Source organism: Shewanella sp. SP1S1-7 (assembly GCF_031932105.1).
In the GTDB taxonomy this organism is placed as follows: Bacteria; Pseudomonadota; Gammaproteobacteria; order Enterobacterales; family Shewanellaceae; genus Shewanella; species Shewanella baltica.
In genome coordinates, this window is the sequence record NZ_JAUOEU010000015.1 from 91,398 (window position 1) to 109,672 (window position 18,275).

Annotated in this window: 16 protein-coding genes; 9 read left to right on the forward strand and 7 right to left on the reverse strand. The window is 46.2% G+C overall.

Going from position 1 to position 18,275, the window contains the following annotated elements:
• Positions 1–32: 32 nt before the first annotated feature.
• Positions 33–1,331, reverse strand: a complete 1,299-nt coding sequence (locus Q4Q49_RS13155; RefSeq protein ID WP_012090043.1) for an O-acetylhomoserine aminocarboxypropyltransferase/cysteine synthase family protein — start codon at positions 1,329–1,331, stop codon at positions 33–35.
• Between the two features lie 209 nt (positions 1,332–1,540).
• The gene (locus Q4Q49_RS13160; RefSeq protein ID WP_311999553.1) at positions 1,541–2,953 is read right to left on the reverse strand and encodes a PLP-dependent aminotransferase family protein; all 1,413 of its coding nucleotides are present in this window, start codon (positions 2,951–2,953) and stop codon (positions 1,541–1,543) included.
• Between the two features lie 157 nt (positions 2,954–3,110).
• Here Q4Q49_RS13160 and Q4Q49_RS13165 point away from each other — a divergent pair, with 157 nt between their 5' ends.
• The 4 genes from Q4Q49_RS13165 to Q4Q49_RS13180 all read left to right on the forward strand — a co-directional run bounded on the left by Q4Q49_RS13165 (position 3,111) and on the right by Q4Q49_RS13180 (position 6,961).
• Entirely contained in the window at positions 3,111–4,445 is a 1,335-nt protein-coding gene (locus tag Q4Q49_RS13165) for a cytochrome ubiquinol oxidase subunit I (RefSeq protein WP_311999554.1), read from the forward strand.
• A 60-nt stretch (positions 4,446–4,505) separates the two neighbouring features.
• Complete coding sequence (gene cydB / locus Q4Q49_RS13170; RefSeq protein ID WP_107403925.1) at positions 4,506–5,513, forward strand: cytochrome d ubiquinol oxidase subunit II; 1,008 nt, start codon at positions 4,506–4,508, stop codon at positions 5,511–5,513.
• Between the two features lie 181 nt (positions 5,514–5,694).
• Positions 5,695–5,829, forward strand: a complete 135-nt coding sequence (locus tag Q4Q49_RS13175; RefSeq protein ID WP_006080444.1) for a DUF2474 domain-containing protein — start codon at positions 5,695–5,697, stop codon at positions 5,827–5,829.
• Between the two features lie 727 nt (positions 5,830–6,556).
• Positions 6,557–6,961 (forward strand): GreA/GreB family elongation factor, encoded by a 405-nt coding sequence (locus tag Q4Q49_RS13180; RefSeq protein ID WP_311999555.1) that lies wholly within the window; start codon positions 6,557–6,559, stop codon positions 6,959–6,961.
• A gap of 769 nt (positions 6,962–7,730) precedes the next feature.
• Here Q4Q49_RS13180 and Q4Q49_RS13185 read toward each other — a convergent pair.
• A complete protein-coding gene (locus tag Q4Q49_RS13185) occupies positions 7,731–8,507 on the reverse strand; it encodes a helix-turn-helix transcriptional regulator (protein WP_311999556.1) in 777 nt (258 codons plus the stop codon).
• A 341-nt stretch (positions 8,508–8,848) separates the two neighbouring features.
• Between Q4Q49_RS13185 and Q4Q49_RS13190 the strand changes: the two genes are divergently transcribed.
• A complete protein-coding gene (locus Q4Q49_RS13190; RefSeq protein ID WP_115334000.1) occupies positions 8,849–9,739 on the forward strand; it encodes a DMT family transporter in 891 nt (296 codons plus the stop codon).
• Positions 9,740–9,903: 164 nt separating this feature from the next.
• Entirely contained in the window at positions 9,904–11,535 is a 1,632-nt protein-coding gene (locus Q4Q49_RS13195) for a methyl-accepting chemotaxis protein (RefSeq protein ID WP_311999557.1), read from the forward strand.
• Between the two features lie 194 nt (positions 11,536–11,729).
• Here the strand turns inward: Q4Q49_RS13195 and Q4Q49_RS13200 are convergent, their stop codons facing one another.
• The 4 genes from Q4Q49_RS13200 to Q4Q49_RS13215 all read right to left on the reverse strand — a co-directional run bounded on the left by Q4Q49_RS13200 (position 11,730) and on the right by Q4Q49_RS13215 (position 14,688).
• Positions 11,730–12,194: a hypothetical protein gene (locus Q4Q49_RS13200; protein WP_259215014.1), complete on the reverse strand. Its 465-nt coding sequence runs from the start codon at positions 12,192–12,194 to the stop codon at positions 11,730–11,732.
• Positions 12,195–12,275: 81 nt separating this feature from the next.
• Positions 12,276–13,121, reverse strand: a complete 846-nt coding sequence (locus tag Q4Q49_RS13205; RefSeq protein WP_006083954.1) for an FAD:protein FMN transferase — start codon at positions 13,119–13,121, stop codon at positions 12,276–12,278.
• Positions 13,118–13,672 (reverse strand): FMN-binding protein, encoded by a 555-nt coding sequence (locus tag Q4Q49_RS13210; RefSeq protein ID WP_006083955.1) that lies wholly within the window; start codon positions 13,670–13,672, stop codon positions 13,118–13,120. Before Q4Q49_RS13210 ends, Q4Q49_RS13205 begins: the two co-directional genes overlap by 4 nt.
• A gap of 107 nt (positions 13,673–13,779) precedes the next feature.
• Complete coding sequence (locus Q4Q49_RS13215) at positions 13,780–14,688, reverse strand: DUF6662 family protein (RefSeq protein WP_063884108.1); 909 nt, start codon at positions 14,686–14,688, stop codon at positions 13,780–13,782.
• Between the two features lie 679 nt (positions 14,689–15,367).
• Between Q4Q49_RS13215 and Q4Q49_RS13220 the strand changes: the two genes are divergently transcribed.
• From Q4Q49_RS13220 to Q4Q49_RS13230, 3 genes are all read left to right on the forward strand, one after another.
• A complete protein-coding gene (locus Q4Q49_RS13220; RefSeq protein ID WP_063884109.1) occupies positions 15,368–16,702 on the forward strand; it encodes a Na+/H+ antiporter NhaC family protein in 1,335 nt (444 codons plus the stop codon).
• A gap of 129 nt (positions 16,703–16,831) precedes the next feature.
• Complete coding sequence (locus tag Q4Q49_RS13225; protein WP_311999558.1) at positions 16,832–17,560, forward strand: 23S rRNA pseudouridine(2604) synthase RluF; 729 nt, start codon at positions 16,832–16,834, stop codon at positions 17,558–17,560.
• A 108-nt stretch (positions 17,561–17,668) separates the two neighbouring features.
• Positions 17,669–18,275 (forward strand): hypothetical protein (locus Q4Q49_RS13230; protein ID WP_311999559.1); only part of this gene is annotated, 607 nt, incomplete at its 3' end.

Genomic DNA, 18,275 nt, shown 5'->3' on the forward strand with positions numbered 1-18,275 from the left:
TCGGCTATTTAACATGGGCTACTCAATAAAAACTACTTGCTAACCAGTGCCTTATCGAGCGCCTGCGCCACATCGTTAATGATATCGTCAATATGCTCAATCCCAACCGAGATACGGATAAGATCTTCAGACACGCCCGCCCTTGCCAGTTCATCGGCATCGAGCTGTCTGTGCGTAGTACTCGCAGGATGACAGGCCAAGGATTTCGCATCGCCAATGTTCACTAAACGCAGGATCATCTGCAGCGCATCGATAAAACGTCCACCGGCAATTTTACCTTCTTCAGGCGTGGCCGCTTTAATCCCAAAGCTGATGATCCCAGAAGCTTTGCCGCCAGTGATCTTGTGGCAATTATCCTGATAAGGGCTGCTTGGCAACGCGCCGTAGTTCACCCAACTCACCGCCGGATGCAACACCAAATATTCGGCTAATGCTAGCGCGTTCGAGCAATGGCGCTCCATTCTAAGGCTTAGAGTTTCAAGGCCTTGCAACAGTAAGAATGCGCTGTGCGGTGAAAGCGCAGCGCCGGTATTACGTAGCGGTACCACACGGCAGCGACCAATAAACGCCGCAGGGCCAAAGGCTTCGGTATAAACCACGCCATGGTAAGAAGGATCGGCTTGATTGAGTAAGGCAAATCTTTCCTTATTCGCGACCCAATCAAACTTGCCTGAATCGATAATCACCCCGCCAATCGTCGTGCCATGGCCACCAATGTATTTGGTTAAAGAGTGGATAACGATATCGGCGCCATGCTCAAACGGGCGACATAACACTGGGGTTGCGACCGTATTATCGACAATTAAAGGCACGCCATGCTTATGGGCAATCTCGGCTAAACGTTGTAAATCAACAATATTGCCCGCCGGATTACCAATTGATTCGCAGAACAAGGCCTTAGTTTTGTCGTCGATCAGCTCATCGAGGCCTTCAAAATCATCGAAGGCCGCCATACGCACTTCTACGCCTTGGCGCGGCAGCGTATGGGCAAACAGATTATAAGTGCCGCCATAGAGCTGACTGGTACTGACAATATTATCGCCAACTTGAGTCAGGGCTTGAATCGCATAGGTAATCGCCGCCATACCCGATGCCACGGCCAGCGCACCTATGCCGCCTTCAATGGCCGCCAGACGTTGCTCTAGCACGCTAGTAGTAGGATTCATGATCCGCGTATAAATGTTGCCTGCGACTTTTAAGTCAAATAAATCAGCACCATGCTGGGTATCATCGAAGGTATAAGAGGTGGTTTGATAGATAGGTACCGCGGCCGCTTTCGTGGTCGCTTCTGACTCATAACCGTAGTGTAATGCCAGTGATTCAAGCTTCATTTTGCCTTCCTTCAACAGAGTGCTGTCCTTGTTCGAACCCAAAGGATTGCACAAGATTTGTGCATGTTCAACAAGCTAACAGATAGACATCTGGAAGTCTAAAACTTTTTACCTCAGCATTTAACTTCTGACCCCATACCTCAAGCAACAAAGCGGGTTAACATAACAGGCTCATATAAAAAGCTAACCTAACGAGCTAATATCACGAACTAGCACGAATAGTTACGGATGAGTTCGGCCAGCACTACGACAGCAGAGACTATCTCTGGCGAGCACTCGTATGAGGCATTCAAGCGCATAAAATGGCGGAACTCGACCTGATTACTAAAGAGATTTCCGGGAGCTACACTGATCCCGCGCTCAATCGCCTGAGAATAAATTTGTGTTGCATCCATGTGTGCAGGCAGCGCTAACCAGAGAAAATAGCCGCCCTGCGCAAAGTTAACCCCCACAGACTCGGGCAGATGTGCGCGCAATAACTGATACGTGGCCAATTTGCGATCGGCTAACTTTTTACGTAACTGTTTCAAATGGCGTTCATATTGTGCCGACTGAATAAAATCGGCGATAGCAAGCTGCATGGGCGCGCTGGTCGATAGTGTCGACATAACTTGCAAGCGTTGCAGCTGCGGCGCATGCAGTCCCGCCGCCACCCAGCCGACACGATAACCTGCAATCAAAGACTTAGAAAATGAGCCACAGTGCAACACCCGTCCTTCGGTATCGAAGGCTTTTACAGGCCTTGGCGCACTGGAGTCGACATAGAGTTCTTGATAAACATCATCCTCAATTAAACTGACTTTATGCTCGTTTAGTAACTGATAAAGTGCCTGTTTTTTAGTATCCGACAAGCTACAGCCTAGGGGATTTTGATGTTGACTCATCAACCAGCAGGCTTTCACTGGGTAGGTTTTTAACACTTCCGCTAGCGCCTCGAGATCAATCCCCAGTTGTGGATCCGTCGCGACCGCAATGGCCTTAAGCTTAAGCCGTTCGATCGCCTGCATCGCGCCATAAAAGGTCGGTGATTCAATGACTACCCAATCCCCCGCTTGAGTCAGGGTCGCTAAACTCAAGTTCAGTGCCTCCATGGCGCCCGAGGTAATGATGATTTCATCGGGTGAAATGCTCATACCCAATTTGGCATAACGTTGGGAAATCGCCTTACGCAGCCCCGCATTCCCCGGCGGTAAATTATCGGCGGCAAAAGACGGTGACATGTGCCGAGTGACCTTGACTAACGAGCGCGCCAACGCTTGCTGCGGGAATAAACTGGGATCGGGAAAACCTGAGCCAAAGGGCACTATCCCCGCCTGTTTTGATGCCTGCAAAACAGAGAAGACAAACTCGTTAATATCAACTTTATCAGAGAGATAAATCTGCCGCTGACGGTCGGGATAGCGAAAGGTTTCTGGCTGCGGCGCCACTAAATAACCCGATTTTGCCTGCGCCGTAATCACGCCTTGGCTTTCCAATAGCTGATAGGCATTAAGCACTGTCATCAAACTCAAACCCGAATCAGCCACAGTTTGGCGCAGCGACGGCAACTTGTCCCCCGCCTGCCAGACGCCTTGGGCTATTCGTGTCTTTAATTCCTGCGCTAACTGCTCGTACTTCGCCATCTGTTATAGCTCAATCAATATATCCTGTGTCTGTTATAGCCAGCTTATCCCATGCTCTAATGGCACACAAGCTTTCACCGCTGGGCCAATATTAGGCTCAGTGGACACTGCATTAATGAATGCCTTTGTAACGAGACTATTATCTCTCGAGGAAATTATGTTTGATTTTGATGCCACTGTACTTGCTAGGATCCAATTCGCTTTTACTATCTCTTTTCACATTATTTTCCCCGCCATCACTATCGGCCTCGCCACTTATTTAGCGGTATTAGAAGGCTTATGGTTGAAAACGGCGAATCAGGTGTACCAACAACTCTATCAATTTTGGTCGAAGATTTTTGCTATTAACTTCGGCATGGGCGTGGTATCTGGCATTGTTATGGCCTACCAATTTGGTACCCATTGGAGCGCGTTTTCCGCCTTCGCGGGCAGCGTAACTGGGCCGCTACTCACCTATGAAGTGCTTACCGCCTTCTTCCTCGAAGCGGGTTTTCTGGGGGTCATGCTATTTGGTCAGCAGAAGGTAGGCAAAAACCTGCATTTCTTCGCCACTTGCATGGTTGCCACGGGCACGATTATCTCGACCTTCTGGATCTTAGCTTCAAACAGCTGGATGCAGACGCCCCAAGGTTTTGAAATCGTGAACAATCGCGTCATTCCTGTGGATTGGTTTCAGATAGTGTTTAACCCTTCATTCCCCTATCGTTTAGCCCACATGACAGTAGCGGCATTTATTTCGTCGGCTTTCTTTGTGGGCGCATCGGCGGCTTGGCATTTACTCAAAGGTAACGACACGCCCGCAATCCGTAAGATGTTGTCTATGGCGATGTGGATGGCGTTAATTGTCGCGCCGCTGCAAGCTGTGATTGGTGATTTCCATGGTTTAAATACCCTTGAATATCAGCCTGTAAAAGTCGCGGCGATGGAAGGCCATTGGCGTAATGAGGGCGATAAACCCACTCCATTAGTCTTATTTGCCATTCCTGATATGGACGCAGAGAAAAACCACTTCAGCCTTGAAATCCCTGGGCTGGCGAGCCTGATTTTAAAGCACGATTTAAACAAACAAGTGCCAGCCTTGACTGAGTATCCCGCCGAGGACAGACCCAATGTGTTGTTAGTGTTTTGGAGTTTTAGGGTCATGGTCGGCTTAGGCCTATTGATGATTTTTGCCGGACTGTGGAGCGCTTATCTCAGACGCAAAGACAAACTCTACAGCAATAAACACTTTCTGCGTTTTGTGTTGCTGCTCGGCCCCGCAGGACTGCTCGCGACACTAGCGGGCTGGTTTACGACCGAACTTGGCCGCCAACCTTGGGTGATCCAAGGATTGATGCGCACTCAGGATGCCGTGTCTTCCCACAGCGTTACCCACCTGAGTATCAGCCTAGGGATTTTCATCGTCAGTTACTGCGGCATCTTCGGCGTGGGTTATAGCTATATGATGCGACTCATCCGCAAAGGGCCAGATATCGCGACAACAAGCCATTAATTTTAAAGTAAATAAATCTAGTTTTACTTATTCAATCTTAAACATATTTAAGGGCTCACCATGGAATTCGATTTACCCTTGATTTGGTTCGGGATCATCATTTTTGCCACCTTAATGTATATCGTGATGGATGGTTTTGATCTCGGCATCGGCATACTGTTTCCCTTTATTCACGACGAGGACGACAGGGACATTATGGTCAATACCGTCGCCCCCGTTTGGGATGGTAACGAAACCTGGTTAGTGCTCGGCGGCGCTAGTCTGCTCGGTGCCTTTCCCCTCGCCTATGCCATAGTGCTCGAAGCGCTAACCATACCGCTGCTCATCATGCTGCTGGCACTGATTTTTCGCGGCGTGGCATTTGAGTTTAGATTTAAGTCGGGTGCTGAAGCTAAGCCATTTTGGGATAAAGCGTTTATGTTCGGATCTATCACAGCCACGTTTTCACAGGGCGTAGTGCTGGGGGCGTTTATCTCAGGCATTTCGGTCAGCGAGCAGCAATTTAGCGGAGGTAGTTTCGATTGGTTAACGCCCTTCTCACTCTTCTGTGGATTTGGCCTTATGCTGGCCTATGCTTTGCTAGGCGCGACTTGGCTGGTAAAAAAATGCCAAGGCGAGCTTAAAACGACCATGCAACAACTCGGCAGAGCACTGACCTTATGCTTACTTATGACCATAGGTTTAGTCAGTTTATGGACGCCTTTTGTGCAGCCCAATATTGCCCTGCGCTGGTTTAGTTTGCCGAATTTATTCTATTTCGCCCCAGTGCCCATACTGGTATTAGCCTGTGGCTGGGCCTTGATGAAATCCTTGCGCCGCGATGATAACTATCAGCCATTTCTACTCACCTTATGCCTAGTTTTTTTAGGTTTTAGTGGACTCGGGATCAGTATCTGGCCGCACATTATTCCCCCCAACATCAGCCTTTGGCAGGCGGCAGCCCCCGATAGCAGCTTAAGCTTTATGCTCGTCGGCGCGCTGATGATCATCCCGCTGATTTTGGTTTATACCTTTTGGAGCTACTACGTGTTCCGCGGCAAAGTCACTAAAGATGCAGGCTATCACTAACGATTTTTCTGGTAAGACATGACCTCAAAATGCTGCCGAAGCGACTTTGCCTAGGCAGCGGACTCTATTTAAACGGCGAGTTCACTTTAGGCAATAAATTCGATTAAGACTTCAATTCAAACACTGGTTCAATTCAGACACAGGTTGAATTGAGACACTGGCTAACACCTAGGAGATAAACATGACGACCCCAACTAAATCTCTCAGCTATCGACTCGGCTGGTTAGTGCTCATTTGGTGCACGAGCGTCAGCTGCCTGTTCCTCGTCTCCATGTGCATTAAAATACTGTTGAAAGGCGCGGGATTAACCACCTAAGTGGATACTCAGTACTTTACAACTTTAAACGCGAATATTAAGGCTTAATTCAGTTAGCTTGCATAGCATAGCGTTAAAATATACTTAAGCATCACAATCACCGAGCTAAGGTATTATTCGAGCGTACATTGTGAGTGAGTGCATTATTTGAGTTAGCTATTTAAGTGAATTAGTGTGCTATTTACTTAATGCGTATTTTATCGCTAAGCTCACAGTGCTCGATTTATTTTACGCGTGCTAGGATTAAATTGACTAAGGTTAGCGTTAACATCAACAAAGTTAATTTAGTGTTAAATCCGAATTTTACTGTGGATAAGTATATTCAGCAATATAAGCTTGGTCATGCTTGCATTATTTTTTTACTTGACCTATGGTATCAACCAAGCATGGCTTATTTAGTTAACACTTTACTTAGTTAGCACTTTACATTATTCGCCATATTGAACGCTTAAAAAAGCAACCCATAACACACACTTTTGACTGGAGATGTAAAACTATGTTTAGCACTGCATTTTCATCACTATTTCCCCATGTATTAGCGAGCACTCTTAGTTTAACCTGCTGTTTGGCTAAATCATTCCGCTTCTCTCTCAAATTCCCAGTCTAAGCCGAGCGTCACTCGCGCTCGGCAGAACTTTAATACTCTGGTTAAATAAGCACTGAATACAGTGATTCCTCTTTTTAAATTCTTTGCTTGTACTTTTACTTGGTTATTTCAGAGGCGGGAATGGCATATTCATTTTTTAGCGGTCTATTTCAGAATTTTATTCTAAAAACCGAAACCTATTATTTACAGAACAGTTTTAATGCCTCACTGCGCCCAACCGCTTTGGCTGGGGTGATTAGCAAGCTTGAGCAGCTCAAGCATGATACGGCGAATGATAAAGTGACTGTAGGGCGGGAGATCCACTTAGTTAATCTGCAGGATCAGCAAGAGTATCAAATTGAACTCGTGTATCCACCAAAGCATAAACCCAGTGCAGGACGCTTCTCTGTTATATCCGATTTAGGCGTCAGCTTGCTTGGGCGGTCTAAGGGCGAACTGGCTGAAGTGAGTATTTTAGGCAAGCCGGTGCTATTTATGATTAAAGATGTCTGCCTAGCGAAAAAGCAACCGAAAAAAGCTAAGTAGCCAGTTGATTCAAGCAGCGTTATTTTTAGTGGCCATTTAGCAGCTTATGCCCGAATTCAACTCCGAAGTTCGTTCAAGTGTTAAGCCATTTTTAGATGACGTATTTTAAAGATAAAGTGTGTTCAACTCCGTGACAACATGCTTCAACTCGCTATTAGCGGCGGCTTCTAGCGGTACTTTCAACATAATAGGATAAGAAGGAATGTTATTTTGAAGTCATTAACTGGCCGCGTTATTTATTAAAGACAGGTATTAAATGAATTTAGCACTGTAATTAACGCCTTTTTCCACTATTTACACTAAGTCATGGCAGCGCTTTAAGGTAAAACAGCAAAAGGGTTAAGAGGTTTAGGTTCGGCGCCTCAATCGTTAAATTCATTTTTATGTGTCCTTTATAAATAAACCGACTCAATTTAAGCCTGAAATAAAAATTGAGCCCAACTATCGAAACCGAATTGCGGCGCGGATTCGGATAGTGACCTTCACTTTGGAGTCTATATCTATGAGTAAAGAAAAAAACAAAAAACCGCCAATGAAAACCTTAAAAGAGAAGCGTCAGGATAAACGGAACCGCCAAAAAGCATCCGACTAATTTATCCAACAATGTAAAAATCCCTTAAATCCTCTCTTTAAATAGGCCGAAAATAGGGTGCTAAATGCTTTGGCACCCTATTTTATTTCACGGTTTTATCAGCTTATCGCTTCACAACACATACTAGCGTTTGACTTAACACACTGTCATTTTTCAACACACTAAGCTTATATGTCATCACAATCGACGGCGATACTGCTCTGGCGAGCACTGGGCATACTTTTTAAACATCACAATATAAGGTGAGGTTTGGTTGTAGCCGAGCGTTAATGCTACCTCTTTGATCGCTAATCCCTGACGCAGCAATTGTAATGAATAGATAAACTTATGCCTTTGCCTTAACTCGGTAAAACTCATCCCCAGCGCTTCTTGGCAACGACGGGCTAAGGTACGCTCTGTGGTATGTAATTCACTTGCCCAAGATTTAAAGGTCTTAGGACTCGCGGGATCGGCTTCGAGTGCCAGCAACAGCGGCTGTAACAGTTTATCTGAAACGGTGGGCAAAAATTGCGGCAGGGCTTGGCCGATAGTGAGCTGATCGAGCAAAACCTCAACGAGGCGCTTATCCGCCGCCGAATTTGCCACTCGGACTTGCCGCTCCCGCAGATAGTTCACGATCGATTGGGCAATAGGAGTCACAGCTAACAAACAGGTCTCTTGGGGAAACGCCGCAGCCCGCTCGACAACTATGTTCATCGAACAATAATGGATACTGCGCCGAGTATAACTTTCATGCTCTATCCCCGCAGGAACCCAAATCGCATATTGCGACGGCGATAGAAACCGTTGCCCAGCGGCATGTAATTCCATGATGCCACCGCTGATTAACTGCAATTGTCCCCATGTGTGTTGATGCTTAGGCGTCACCGTATTAGGCAGGAAAGCTTCATAGTTAAAGAAGATATCCGCAACTGGCCCTTGCTCTGCCGTGAGGGGATGGTAAACCGTACGCATTTTGTCTGTCCTCAAAGCCTTCTAGCTCAATACATTCTCTCGTTTAATAGTGCTCAACTGGTTTAATCGCGCTCAAGCTATTTTGCTATGCCATAGCACTCTGTCCGCCGGGGAACTGACCTTGTCTGATAAGCGATATCTATATCATAACCGACCATGGATAATTGCCAGCAATTATTATCTGGATGCATAAGTGCTAGGTCATAAGCAGAGTCTCTCATTCTCAGTCACTAATTCTCAGTCACTCATGCTCAGTCATTTAGAGTTAGCCATGTAGACTCAGTCGCTTATGTTCAGTCATTCATGCCCAGCCACGTAAGCCAGTATCGAAAGGCAAGATCATGTTGTATTTGTTCCCCCTGTTGGCCGTATTAATTTGGGCAGGTAACTCGATAGTTAACAAGCTCTCATTTGGGATTATCGATCCTGAAGCCATAGCGTTTTATCGTTGGTTTTTCGCTATGTTGCTGTTAACGCCCTTTGTCGCGGGTCGTGTGTGGCAAAAGCGCCAAGTGATACTGCCGCTGTTACCTAAGTTCGCGACTTTGGCCATGCTAGGTATGGTGCTCAACCAGAGTCTGGCTTATTTTGCGGCGGCCACCACCACGGCGACAAATATGGCATTGATCACCTCACTCGTGCCCATGATCAGCCTGTTTTTAGCCGTGCCCTTACTCAAACAGAAGCTGTCGCCATTAGCCTTTGGTGGCACGCTGATCTCCCTCGTTGGCTTAATTTTTATGCTGAGTCACGGCGATATGATGAATCTTGCCATCGGCGTCACCCAAGGTGATTTGCTGCTGCTGATCAGCGCCTTTGTATATGCACTCTATGGCGTATTACTGAAACGCTGGCAATTACCACTGCCCACTTGGGAATCGGTTTATATTCAAGGACTCATAGCTGTATTTATGCTGACTCCGCTGCTGTTCAGTAGCCCGAGTATGGCGATCAGCACGCAATCGGCACCACTGATACTGTATGCGGCAGTTGCGGCCTCGCTGCTCGCGCCATGGGCTTGGATCAATGGCATCAGCAAACTCGGTGCCGATCGCACCAGCGTGTTCTTTAATTTAATGCCGATTATTGCGGCGATATTGGCGGCCATTATCCTAGATGAAACCTTGGCCATTTATCATTACATTGGCGGCTCTATGGTCATCATGGGCGTCATGCTAGTGCAGATAAAGCCTAAGCCTAAAGCCATACCCACCTTAGCTTGCCCCGAATAACATAAGCTAAAATATCAATGCCCTGGCTGCACAGTCGGGGCTATTCACCTTCGTTCAATGGACACAAAACTTCTCACCGAATCCCATCGCAATTTACTGCATGTAAAAGCAATTTCATAAATAACGGCTAAGCTATTTATTAAGTTATTAATGGAGATGTTCCTATGTTTAACAGTATTCGCGTTAAGTTTTCGCTGATGTTTGCCATTATGGCGACAGCGCTCATTGTTATGGCCGTCACAGACGCCATGCAAAGCCGTGCGACGGTAAAGCAGATGCAAGAATTCAGTCAGTTATTTAATCCAGCGATTTCGGCAATTCTCAATGCAGACCGCGATCTTTACCAAGCACAGCTCAGTGAAGAGGTGTTATTGAGGGAAGAATTATCAGCCGAGAATCGCAAGAGTGAAATTGATAACTGGCAAGAAAACGTCGACCAAGCCCGTGACCGAATGGGCGAGTTTAAAAAAATCCTTAAAGACCATCTGCTGGTACTGCAATCCACCAATGGCTTTGAAGCGCAATTTTCCCTTTGGTATCAAGCCTCATCTGAAGTCATTAATGCCGTCAAAAGTAATGACTTTGAACGCGCGAAACAACTCCACGAAACCAAATCCAAACAAGAATTTAAAGCCTTAAGAAGCATCTATAATGCCGCAGGGGAAGCGGCCGATAACCGCGTAAAAGAGCTGGACTTGCAAGCAACTGAACAGGCAACCACCCAAACCCAAATTTCCCTCACCATAGCCAGCTTAGTGGCCATAGTCGCTCTGTTGATTGCCTACTTCGGCCCTAAAATCATCGTTAATGCCATTAAAGATATCACCAGCAGGATCAATGACATTGTTGATGGTGACGGTAACTTAACTCAGCGGATCCCCATCAAACGTCAGGATGAAATCGGTGAGCTTGCCCATGCCTTTAACTTATTTGTAGAACAACTGCAGCAGATGGTTATCTCGATTATTGGTCAAACCAAGGATGTAAGCCACACCGTTGAAAGCCTTGCGACTAAGTCCACCACCACAATCAACATCAGCCATGAACAAGAGCAGTTTGTGGATACCATAGTCACAGCAGTCAATGAAATGAGTGCGGCCGTAAGAGAAGTCGCCAGCAATGCCCTACACACAGCGACCGAAATCACTAAGGTGAACGACCAAACGGTGGAAGGTAAAAATATCCTCGCCCAGTCCGTTAATCATATTCAGCAACTATCTGAATCGGTTAAGAATGCCGTGTCAGTTATTGAAAAACTCTCAGTCAATTCAGCCAATATTGCCTCAGTGCTCGATGTGATCCGCTCTATTGCTGAGCAAACTAACCTCCTTGCCCTTAACGCGGCCATTGAAGCGGCGCGCGCTGGCGAACAGGGCCGCGGCTTTGCCGTAGTCGCCGACGAAGTGCGTACACTGGCGAGTCGCACCGAAACCTCGACCCAAGATATTCAACGCATGATTGAAGAGTTACAACGCGGCGTAAATGATGCGGTTAAAAGCATTGAATCGGGCGCCAGCCTGACCACATCAACTGTCACCCTCGCCAGCCAAACCCAAGATGCATTGGATGAAATCCTAAACTCCACCTCTAAGGTCAGCGAGATGTCCACTCAAACGGCAACGGCGACCGAAGAACAGACCCATGTAACCGAAGAAATTAACCGTAACTTGACTGAATTATCCGATAAAACAAGATACTGCAACTTAGTCATTCAAGAGACCCAACAAATCGTGGTCAACACTAAGGCAATTTGCAGCAACCTACAAAAAGAAGTGGCGCGATTTAAAGTCGCCTAAGCTGACAGATTGCTAACGACACATAGTTAGCAACAAGCGGTTAGTGGCAAGCGGTTAATAGCCAGACCGCTCGTGACAAACAGCTAAAACGAAAAGAGTGCCAATTAGGCACTCTTTTTAATGTGTTTTAACATGGGATTTTTAATCGAATGCTTTTGAATTGGGTTTCAAATTGGGCTTTGATGCAAAACTTATCAGCTACGGTGACGCCTAAGGGATTGAACGCGAATTTTACGGCCATGGTAATAATGCCAAACAAAACCTGAAAACAATAACATCCCCAAAAACATATGCAATAAACTGGCAAACAGCTGGGCTGATTCTGAGCTCAAGTAATACAGTCCCACACCCGTTAACGCTAAGGTGATAAGACTGAGTGACATCACTAAGCCACTCCAATGGTTCAATTTTTTACGCCATCCTGCCCGAATATGACTGTGCCAAAGTGCACCAAGTAGCATCAACAGCAACCAACCTAACAACACATGCATCACCACTGCGGGTAACCGTAGTTCACCGCTGAGGCCAAAATCCACTTCCCACTGCAACTTAAACTCCATCACCCAAGGCAGCATAAACAAGCCTGTGAGCGTGGTGACGCTAATGGTAAGAATGATTAGCCAAAAAAACCAATTTGGATAGCCAGTTAATTTCTTCATAGGAAAATGTTATACACTCAGCACGCAGCTTTTCCTTAGTAAATTCAGTAAGGAAAACTGCAAATAGTACCAAAGGAATGATTATTCAAAACTGACTAATCGACCACCTAAGTGAGCAATTTTGTCAGCGGCGGAGTCAGAGCTTAGGTAACCCGCAACCTTAGTCAAGGCATCGGCGCGCCAAGCAAAGGGCGCACTCACACTGACAATACGTTCACTTTCAAGATCGATATTCACATCAGTAACATTGCCCGTGGGCAGTAATAACGCAGGATAATCATGGCTTAAGGTTTGTGACACCCGCGAACTTGCCAGCGCCATATTGCTCACGCAGATCTTTTGGCTCAATCCCTTTGGGCCGCGGCAGAGTACATTTAAAGAGGCACTGCCAAAGACTCTTAAATCGCCACCGGCATTCACCCAACCACCGCCAACGCCCGCACGGCGCAGCTCACTAACCGCCATATCAACCGCATAACCTTTGGCTATGCCATCTAAGGTTAAAATGAGTGGCCTAGCTAATCGTACTTGATTATCTTTTATTTCAATATCTTGCCACTCACCTTGCAATAACAAAGGCATACCAAGATAGGCAGGCAAAGCACCGCGGGACATCATTTCCCCGCCGACAGTACAATTGAACAAGTTGTTGCTCGCCTTGCCTAGCCACTTAGCTAACTTGAGCACTCGTAAACTGTCTTGGCTTACACGAATCCATGTCCCTGGCTGGCGATTTAGCTGATTTAACTCACTGTCTTGCTGATGAAAACTCAGTAACCGACCAATATGCGTCACACGCGAAAAAGCCGCTGTCATCGCGGCTTCTAAGGCTTTATCCTCAAGTGGGATCTCACTGCCAGAATGTGGCAGTGACTCGGCGGCAATTTCCACCAAAGTCCCGAGTAAGGGTTTAGCGCGACGTATCACGATAATGCCGTCTGTGACAGGAAGAGTTGATGAATAACCAACAGACGCTTCACACCATCGAGTAAATTACGACAACTCAAGGTCGCGCCGCTGATATTGGTGACATCCTCATCCAGTTTAAAGGGATCGTTCAGTGTTTTACCGTGGAACTGTTGGCGCCAACTGGCCTCGCGCACTTGACCGCCATGGGTCTCGCGGTAACTCAACACTTCTAAACCTAACACTTCACCTTGCGGGCTAATCCCCACGGCATAAGTAATGTATTCATGTTTACCGACCACATCATCAACCATAAACCAACCGAGAAATTGCCCGTCTTTCTCCACTTTCCAAATCGGCTGTTGATCTTGACGCTGACGCACGCCAGACAAATCTTTGATCTGATCTTTCGCATCTGAGCTCAATAAAGTTGGCCGCTCGCTAAATACGGCCGCTTGATCAAAAATCAATGCCTGCGCCTGTGCAACCGTTAAATAGTCAGCAGCAAAAGCAGGCGCGGTCACCACGACCATGGGCATAAACCACAAGCTATTCCAATATGTCTGCGCCATTTCAATACCTAATGTTAGTGAATATGGAATAAAAACGAGCCATCCTTGGCACTCACTCTGGCGGTGCAGCCTATTACATTCGCTGCAACAGCCTGATTGAACCTAGATTAAAAGTTAAATGCGACCTTCAATCTGATTTCTTGTTCTGTTTTTTCAATCAGATGCAAACTAGTATCGCGCTGACCTTGGTACTGCTCACCACCGCCACTTAACTGTGGTAACCAAGTCAGCGTCGCCCACCAATCGGCACTGCCATAATGCAATGAAGGGCCAGCAAAGAAGGACCATCGTTCTTGACCAATTTCAGTTTCAAATTCAGTTTCAAAAAGCACTTCGGCGCTAACGAACCAATTAGGGGCGAAACGATAGCTTAAGCCTGTGCCCATTTTCAATTCCAGTTCCATCTCTGGATCCGTCGACCATTCGAAATCTTCTGGTAGATTAGCGATAGGGGCGCGGTCGGCATAGGTTGATTCCATGCCTAAGTTCCCCACCCAAATTAACTCACCTTCGAGCATGTATTTTTGGGTTTGCAGACCAAGATCTAACGACAAGGTGTCTTTGTCTTGGCCAGAATGCACATCAATCCAGTCGTAGTCGAGGGAGGCTGTCATCGACAAACCTATGTCATCCTTGGCTGGGCTTAAAAACATATAGCTTAGGCCAACTTCGGCGCCAGAGGATTGAAAACCAATTTTTTTCTCTGCCGGCAAATAACCATCGATGATAAGCCCACTGGTGTCTAAGGACATAAACTTAGCAGAAGCTGACACCGCCAGTTTATTCGTTAGGCCATACTCGAATTCAGTTTCGTAGTTAATACCTCTGTAGGTGCCTTGACCCTTATCATTACGCAGGGTGACCTTTTGGTACAGTTCGATGGCGTCTTTAGGCATAGCTTCAGCGCCTTTGACATAACCGAATAAATCTTCACCGGCGATCGCAGTATGGTTCAACCCTAAAGTCAGTAAAGAGACGGCTACGAGACTCAAGCCATGGCGAGAAGATGTATGCATTTAAACAAAGCCCCAAAGAGTTATTAACATAATTTGTGCGGATTCTATTAAACTCTCCAGTACAACGCAAATCGTTATCATTAGTGTTTTATAGTTTTTTATGCGGCTAACACTTTTTTACATTTGAAAACAATGAATTGATTGTTAAGGTTTAATTAATATTATTTTGTTATGTGAACCTGATCAGGCCGCTAAACGAGCGCTGCAAGCTAATAAGCAATAAAAATGAACTTAACTCGATGGATCCAGCTCATCTACTTCGCCTTCTAAACTCATATCGACACTCGCTCAGTGCATCAAAGCTTCAAGGGAAATAAGGGCGATAAATAGCCAACTTATCCCATCACCCCGGGCCACAGCTTTAATTTTACGCTATTCCATTCAGTTGCAATACACTCTAAATCAGATAAAAAACCTCTAACTTAACCTGAATGCAAACTGATAACACATTGATTATAAATTAAAATGTAGACTGAGCTTCATCTTATACAACCTATTAATAACCTAGCGATCACAACGGAAGTAAAAACATCTAGACGTCTAAATTGACAGGTTAGCGGGGATCAAATATGCTTTGCCTCAAGTTGCTAGGATACGATGCCGAAGTGACACTAAATTTAAGCGAGTTTGACTGCTAAGGAACCTGCGGAAAGAACTCTAAGCGAAAGAGAGATAACATTTGAGCAATCCAACACCAGCAACACAGCACAGCCCGGCATCTTTCATTGCCCTGTTGCCATTATTTGTTTTCCTTGGTCTTTTCATTGGCGCGGGTGTGTATTTCCAAAGCCAAGGTGTCGACTTCGCCTTCTATCAATTACCGAGTGTTATCGCCATTTTACCTGCGATTATTCTGGCGTTGATTTTATCAAAACAGAAATTGAATCAATCGATTGATACCTTCATTGGCGGTATTGGTCACAGCAACATTATTGCTATGTGTTTGATTTATTTATTAGCAGGCGCCTTCGCAGCGGTCGCTAAAGCCACAGGCGGTGTCGATGCCACTGTTGCTCTGGGTTTATCACTGATCCCATCAAACTTGTTGTTACCCGGTTTCTTCGTGATTGCGGCCTTTATCGCAACAGCCATGGGAACCTCAATGGGCACCATAGCTGCTGTCGCACCCATCGCCCTCGGCGTGGCCGACCAAGCGCAAATCGACTATGCCCTGATGGCAGGTGCTGTGATGTCTGGCGCCCTATTCGGTGACAACTTATCGATTATTTCCGATACCACGATTGCAGCTACGCGCACTCAAGGCTGTGATATGAAAGATAAATTCCGTGAAAACCTGATTTTCGCTATTCCCGCATCACTGCTAACCTTGATTGCCTTTGTATTTGCAGGCCAAGGCCAAGCAGAATTAGCGTCGCAGAACATAGATCTCATTAAGGTCATTCCTTATCTGACCATTTTGATCTTAGCTGTGGCGGGTCTGAACGTATTTGTGGTCTTGACCTTAGGTATCTTATTAGCGGGCGCTACGGGTCTGTTTACCATGGATTACGGCGTAATCCAATTTGGTAAAGATATTTATGCTGGCTTTAGCAATATGCAGGAGATTTTCATTCTGTCTATGCTGGTCGGTGGTTTAGCGGCACTTATGCAGCAACAAGGTGGTCTTGCCTTTGTGAGCAAACAGATTGAAAAGCTGATCACGCGTTTTTCAAAGGCACAAGGTGAAGCATCATGCCGCGCCGCAGAACTGGGTATGGCTGGCATAGTCGCAGTGACTAACACTTGTGTGGCCAACAATACGGTTTCTATCGTGGTGACCGGTGATATTGCCAAAGACTTAGCCGAGAAACATGGCGTGAGCCCAAAACGTGCCGCCAGCGTCCTCGATATTTTCGCCTGTATTATCCAAGGTTTGATCCCGTATGGCGCACAAGCCTTGCTGATCGCCTCGACCTTTAGCATCACCCCATTGGCTGCGGTATCACACGCTTGGTACTGTATGATTTTAGCCGTAGTGGCCGTTGCGATTGTGATTTTCCGCAAACGTCATTGATAAGTCGCACTGTATTTATCGCTTGTTAAACAGCAGGTTGAAATAGCTAATTAAGATGCTGATAAGTACAATTGAAGGAGCCGAATTCGGCTCCTTTTTTATGTTTAAATTCATCAACCTTGGATTGATATGCGCCTCGCAAAATACCTCGCCCAATGTGGCATAGGCTCACGCCGTGAAGCCTGCCGTTTAATTGAGGCAGGGCGCATCACACTCAATGGCCATATCGCCCGCCACACAGATCCCATCCGTTTGGACGAATTATTAAACTGCCTCGACCGTATTGAGCTTGATGGCGCACCTATCACTCAAACCGAAACCCTCGCCTACTGGGTATTTAACAAAGCCGTAGGCACAGATTGCCGCCTGCTGGAGCAGGATGAAACGAGTCTTGTACACTTGCTCCCCAAAGCGCCAAGACTCTATCCCGTCGGCAGGCTCGATAAGGATTCCCGCGGCCTACTGCTGTTAACTAATGATGGTGAGCTAACCCATAAACTCATGCACCCCAGTTTTGCCCACAGTAAAACCTACCATGTGCACCTCAACCGGCCATTCACTGATGATTTTGTTGAACAGATGGCCAGTGGAGTACGTTATAAAAACCTACAAACCCTGCCCTGCCAAGTCCGCCGTCTCAGTTCGGACAGCTTTGAAATCGTACTGATACAGGGCTTAAATCGCCAAATTCGTAGGATGTCCAAGGCGCTCGGATATCACGTTATCGATCTTGAGCGCGTCGCCATAATGACACTAAATTTACGCGAATTAGCATTGGGTGAGTTACAAGAAGGTCAAATGCGGCGATTAACAGAATCGGAAGTTGCAGAGCTAAAAGCAGTACTGGCGATGAAATAAATAGATGGTTTGGATTTAAAATTGAGCTAATAGCAGACAATCGTTTAACCCTTTTACTTGTTAGGATAACGCTAGAACGAAACAATAGTTATTAAGAGATGGAGCATAATGTCAAAAATATGTTTTGAAACGGGAATAGATAGACTTAATTGGACTGTCGATACGCGTATTGATGATGCGCTAGAGTTTATTCTGACGAATACTGGATCACGGCAAGGTTGCTTATTAGCATTAAAGTCTCACTATTATGCTAAATCCTTGTTGTCTTGGTTTAAGGATGGGGATTTAGAGCAACTTCGCCAACATGCTTATACGTCGGCTAAGTTAGATAGGCTCTATACTCAGAGGGCTAGCAGCGAGTGGCAAGGTGCATTTTGTCACTTTATGGCACTGATAAGTGATCATGAGCCTTTAATAAGCTGGCACAGCCAGTTTATCTCTCCTCTTTACCGAGTAACAGGCGGGAAAGCAGTGCGCAACCGTGTGGGTTGCCCTGAATATCATGCGTTCCAAGCGATTTTAGCGCTGCAAGGTAAATGGGATTTGTTGGGGGAGCGTGCTGAATATATTTTAGCCAACCCACCGGGTCAGAAAATGGCAAAGTATCAAATTGACCAAGAGTTTTATCTTGCGCTGGCAAAAGGGGATGTACCTGCCATGGAACAGGTATTAAACAGTCTTACGGGCCCGAAAGCTAAAAAATGCGGGGACCAAA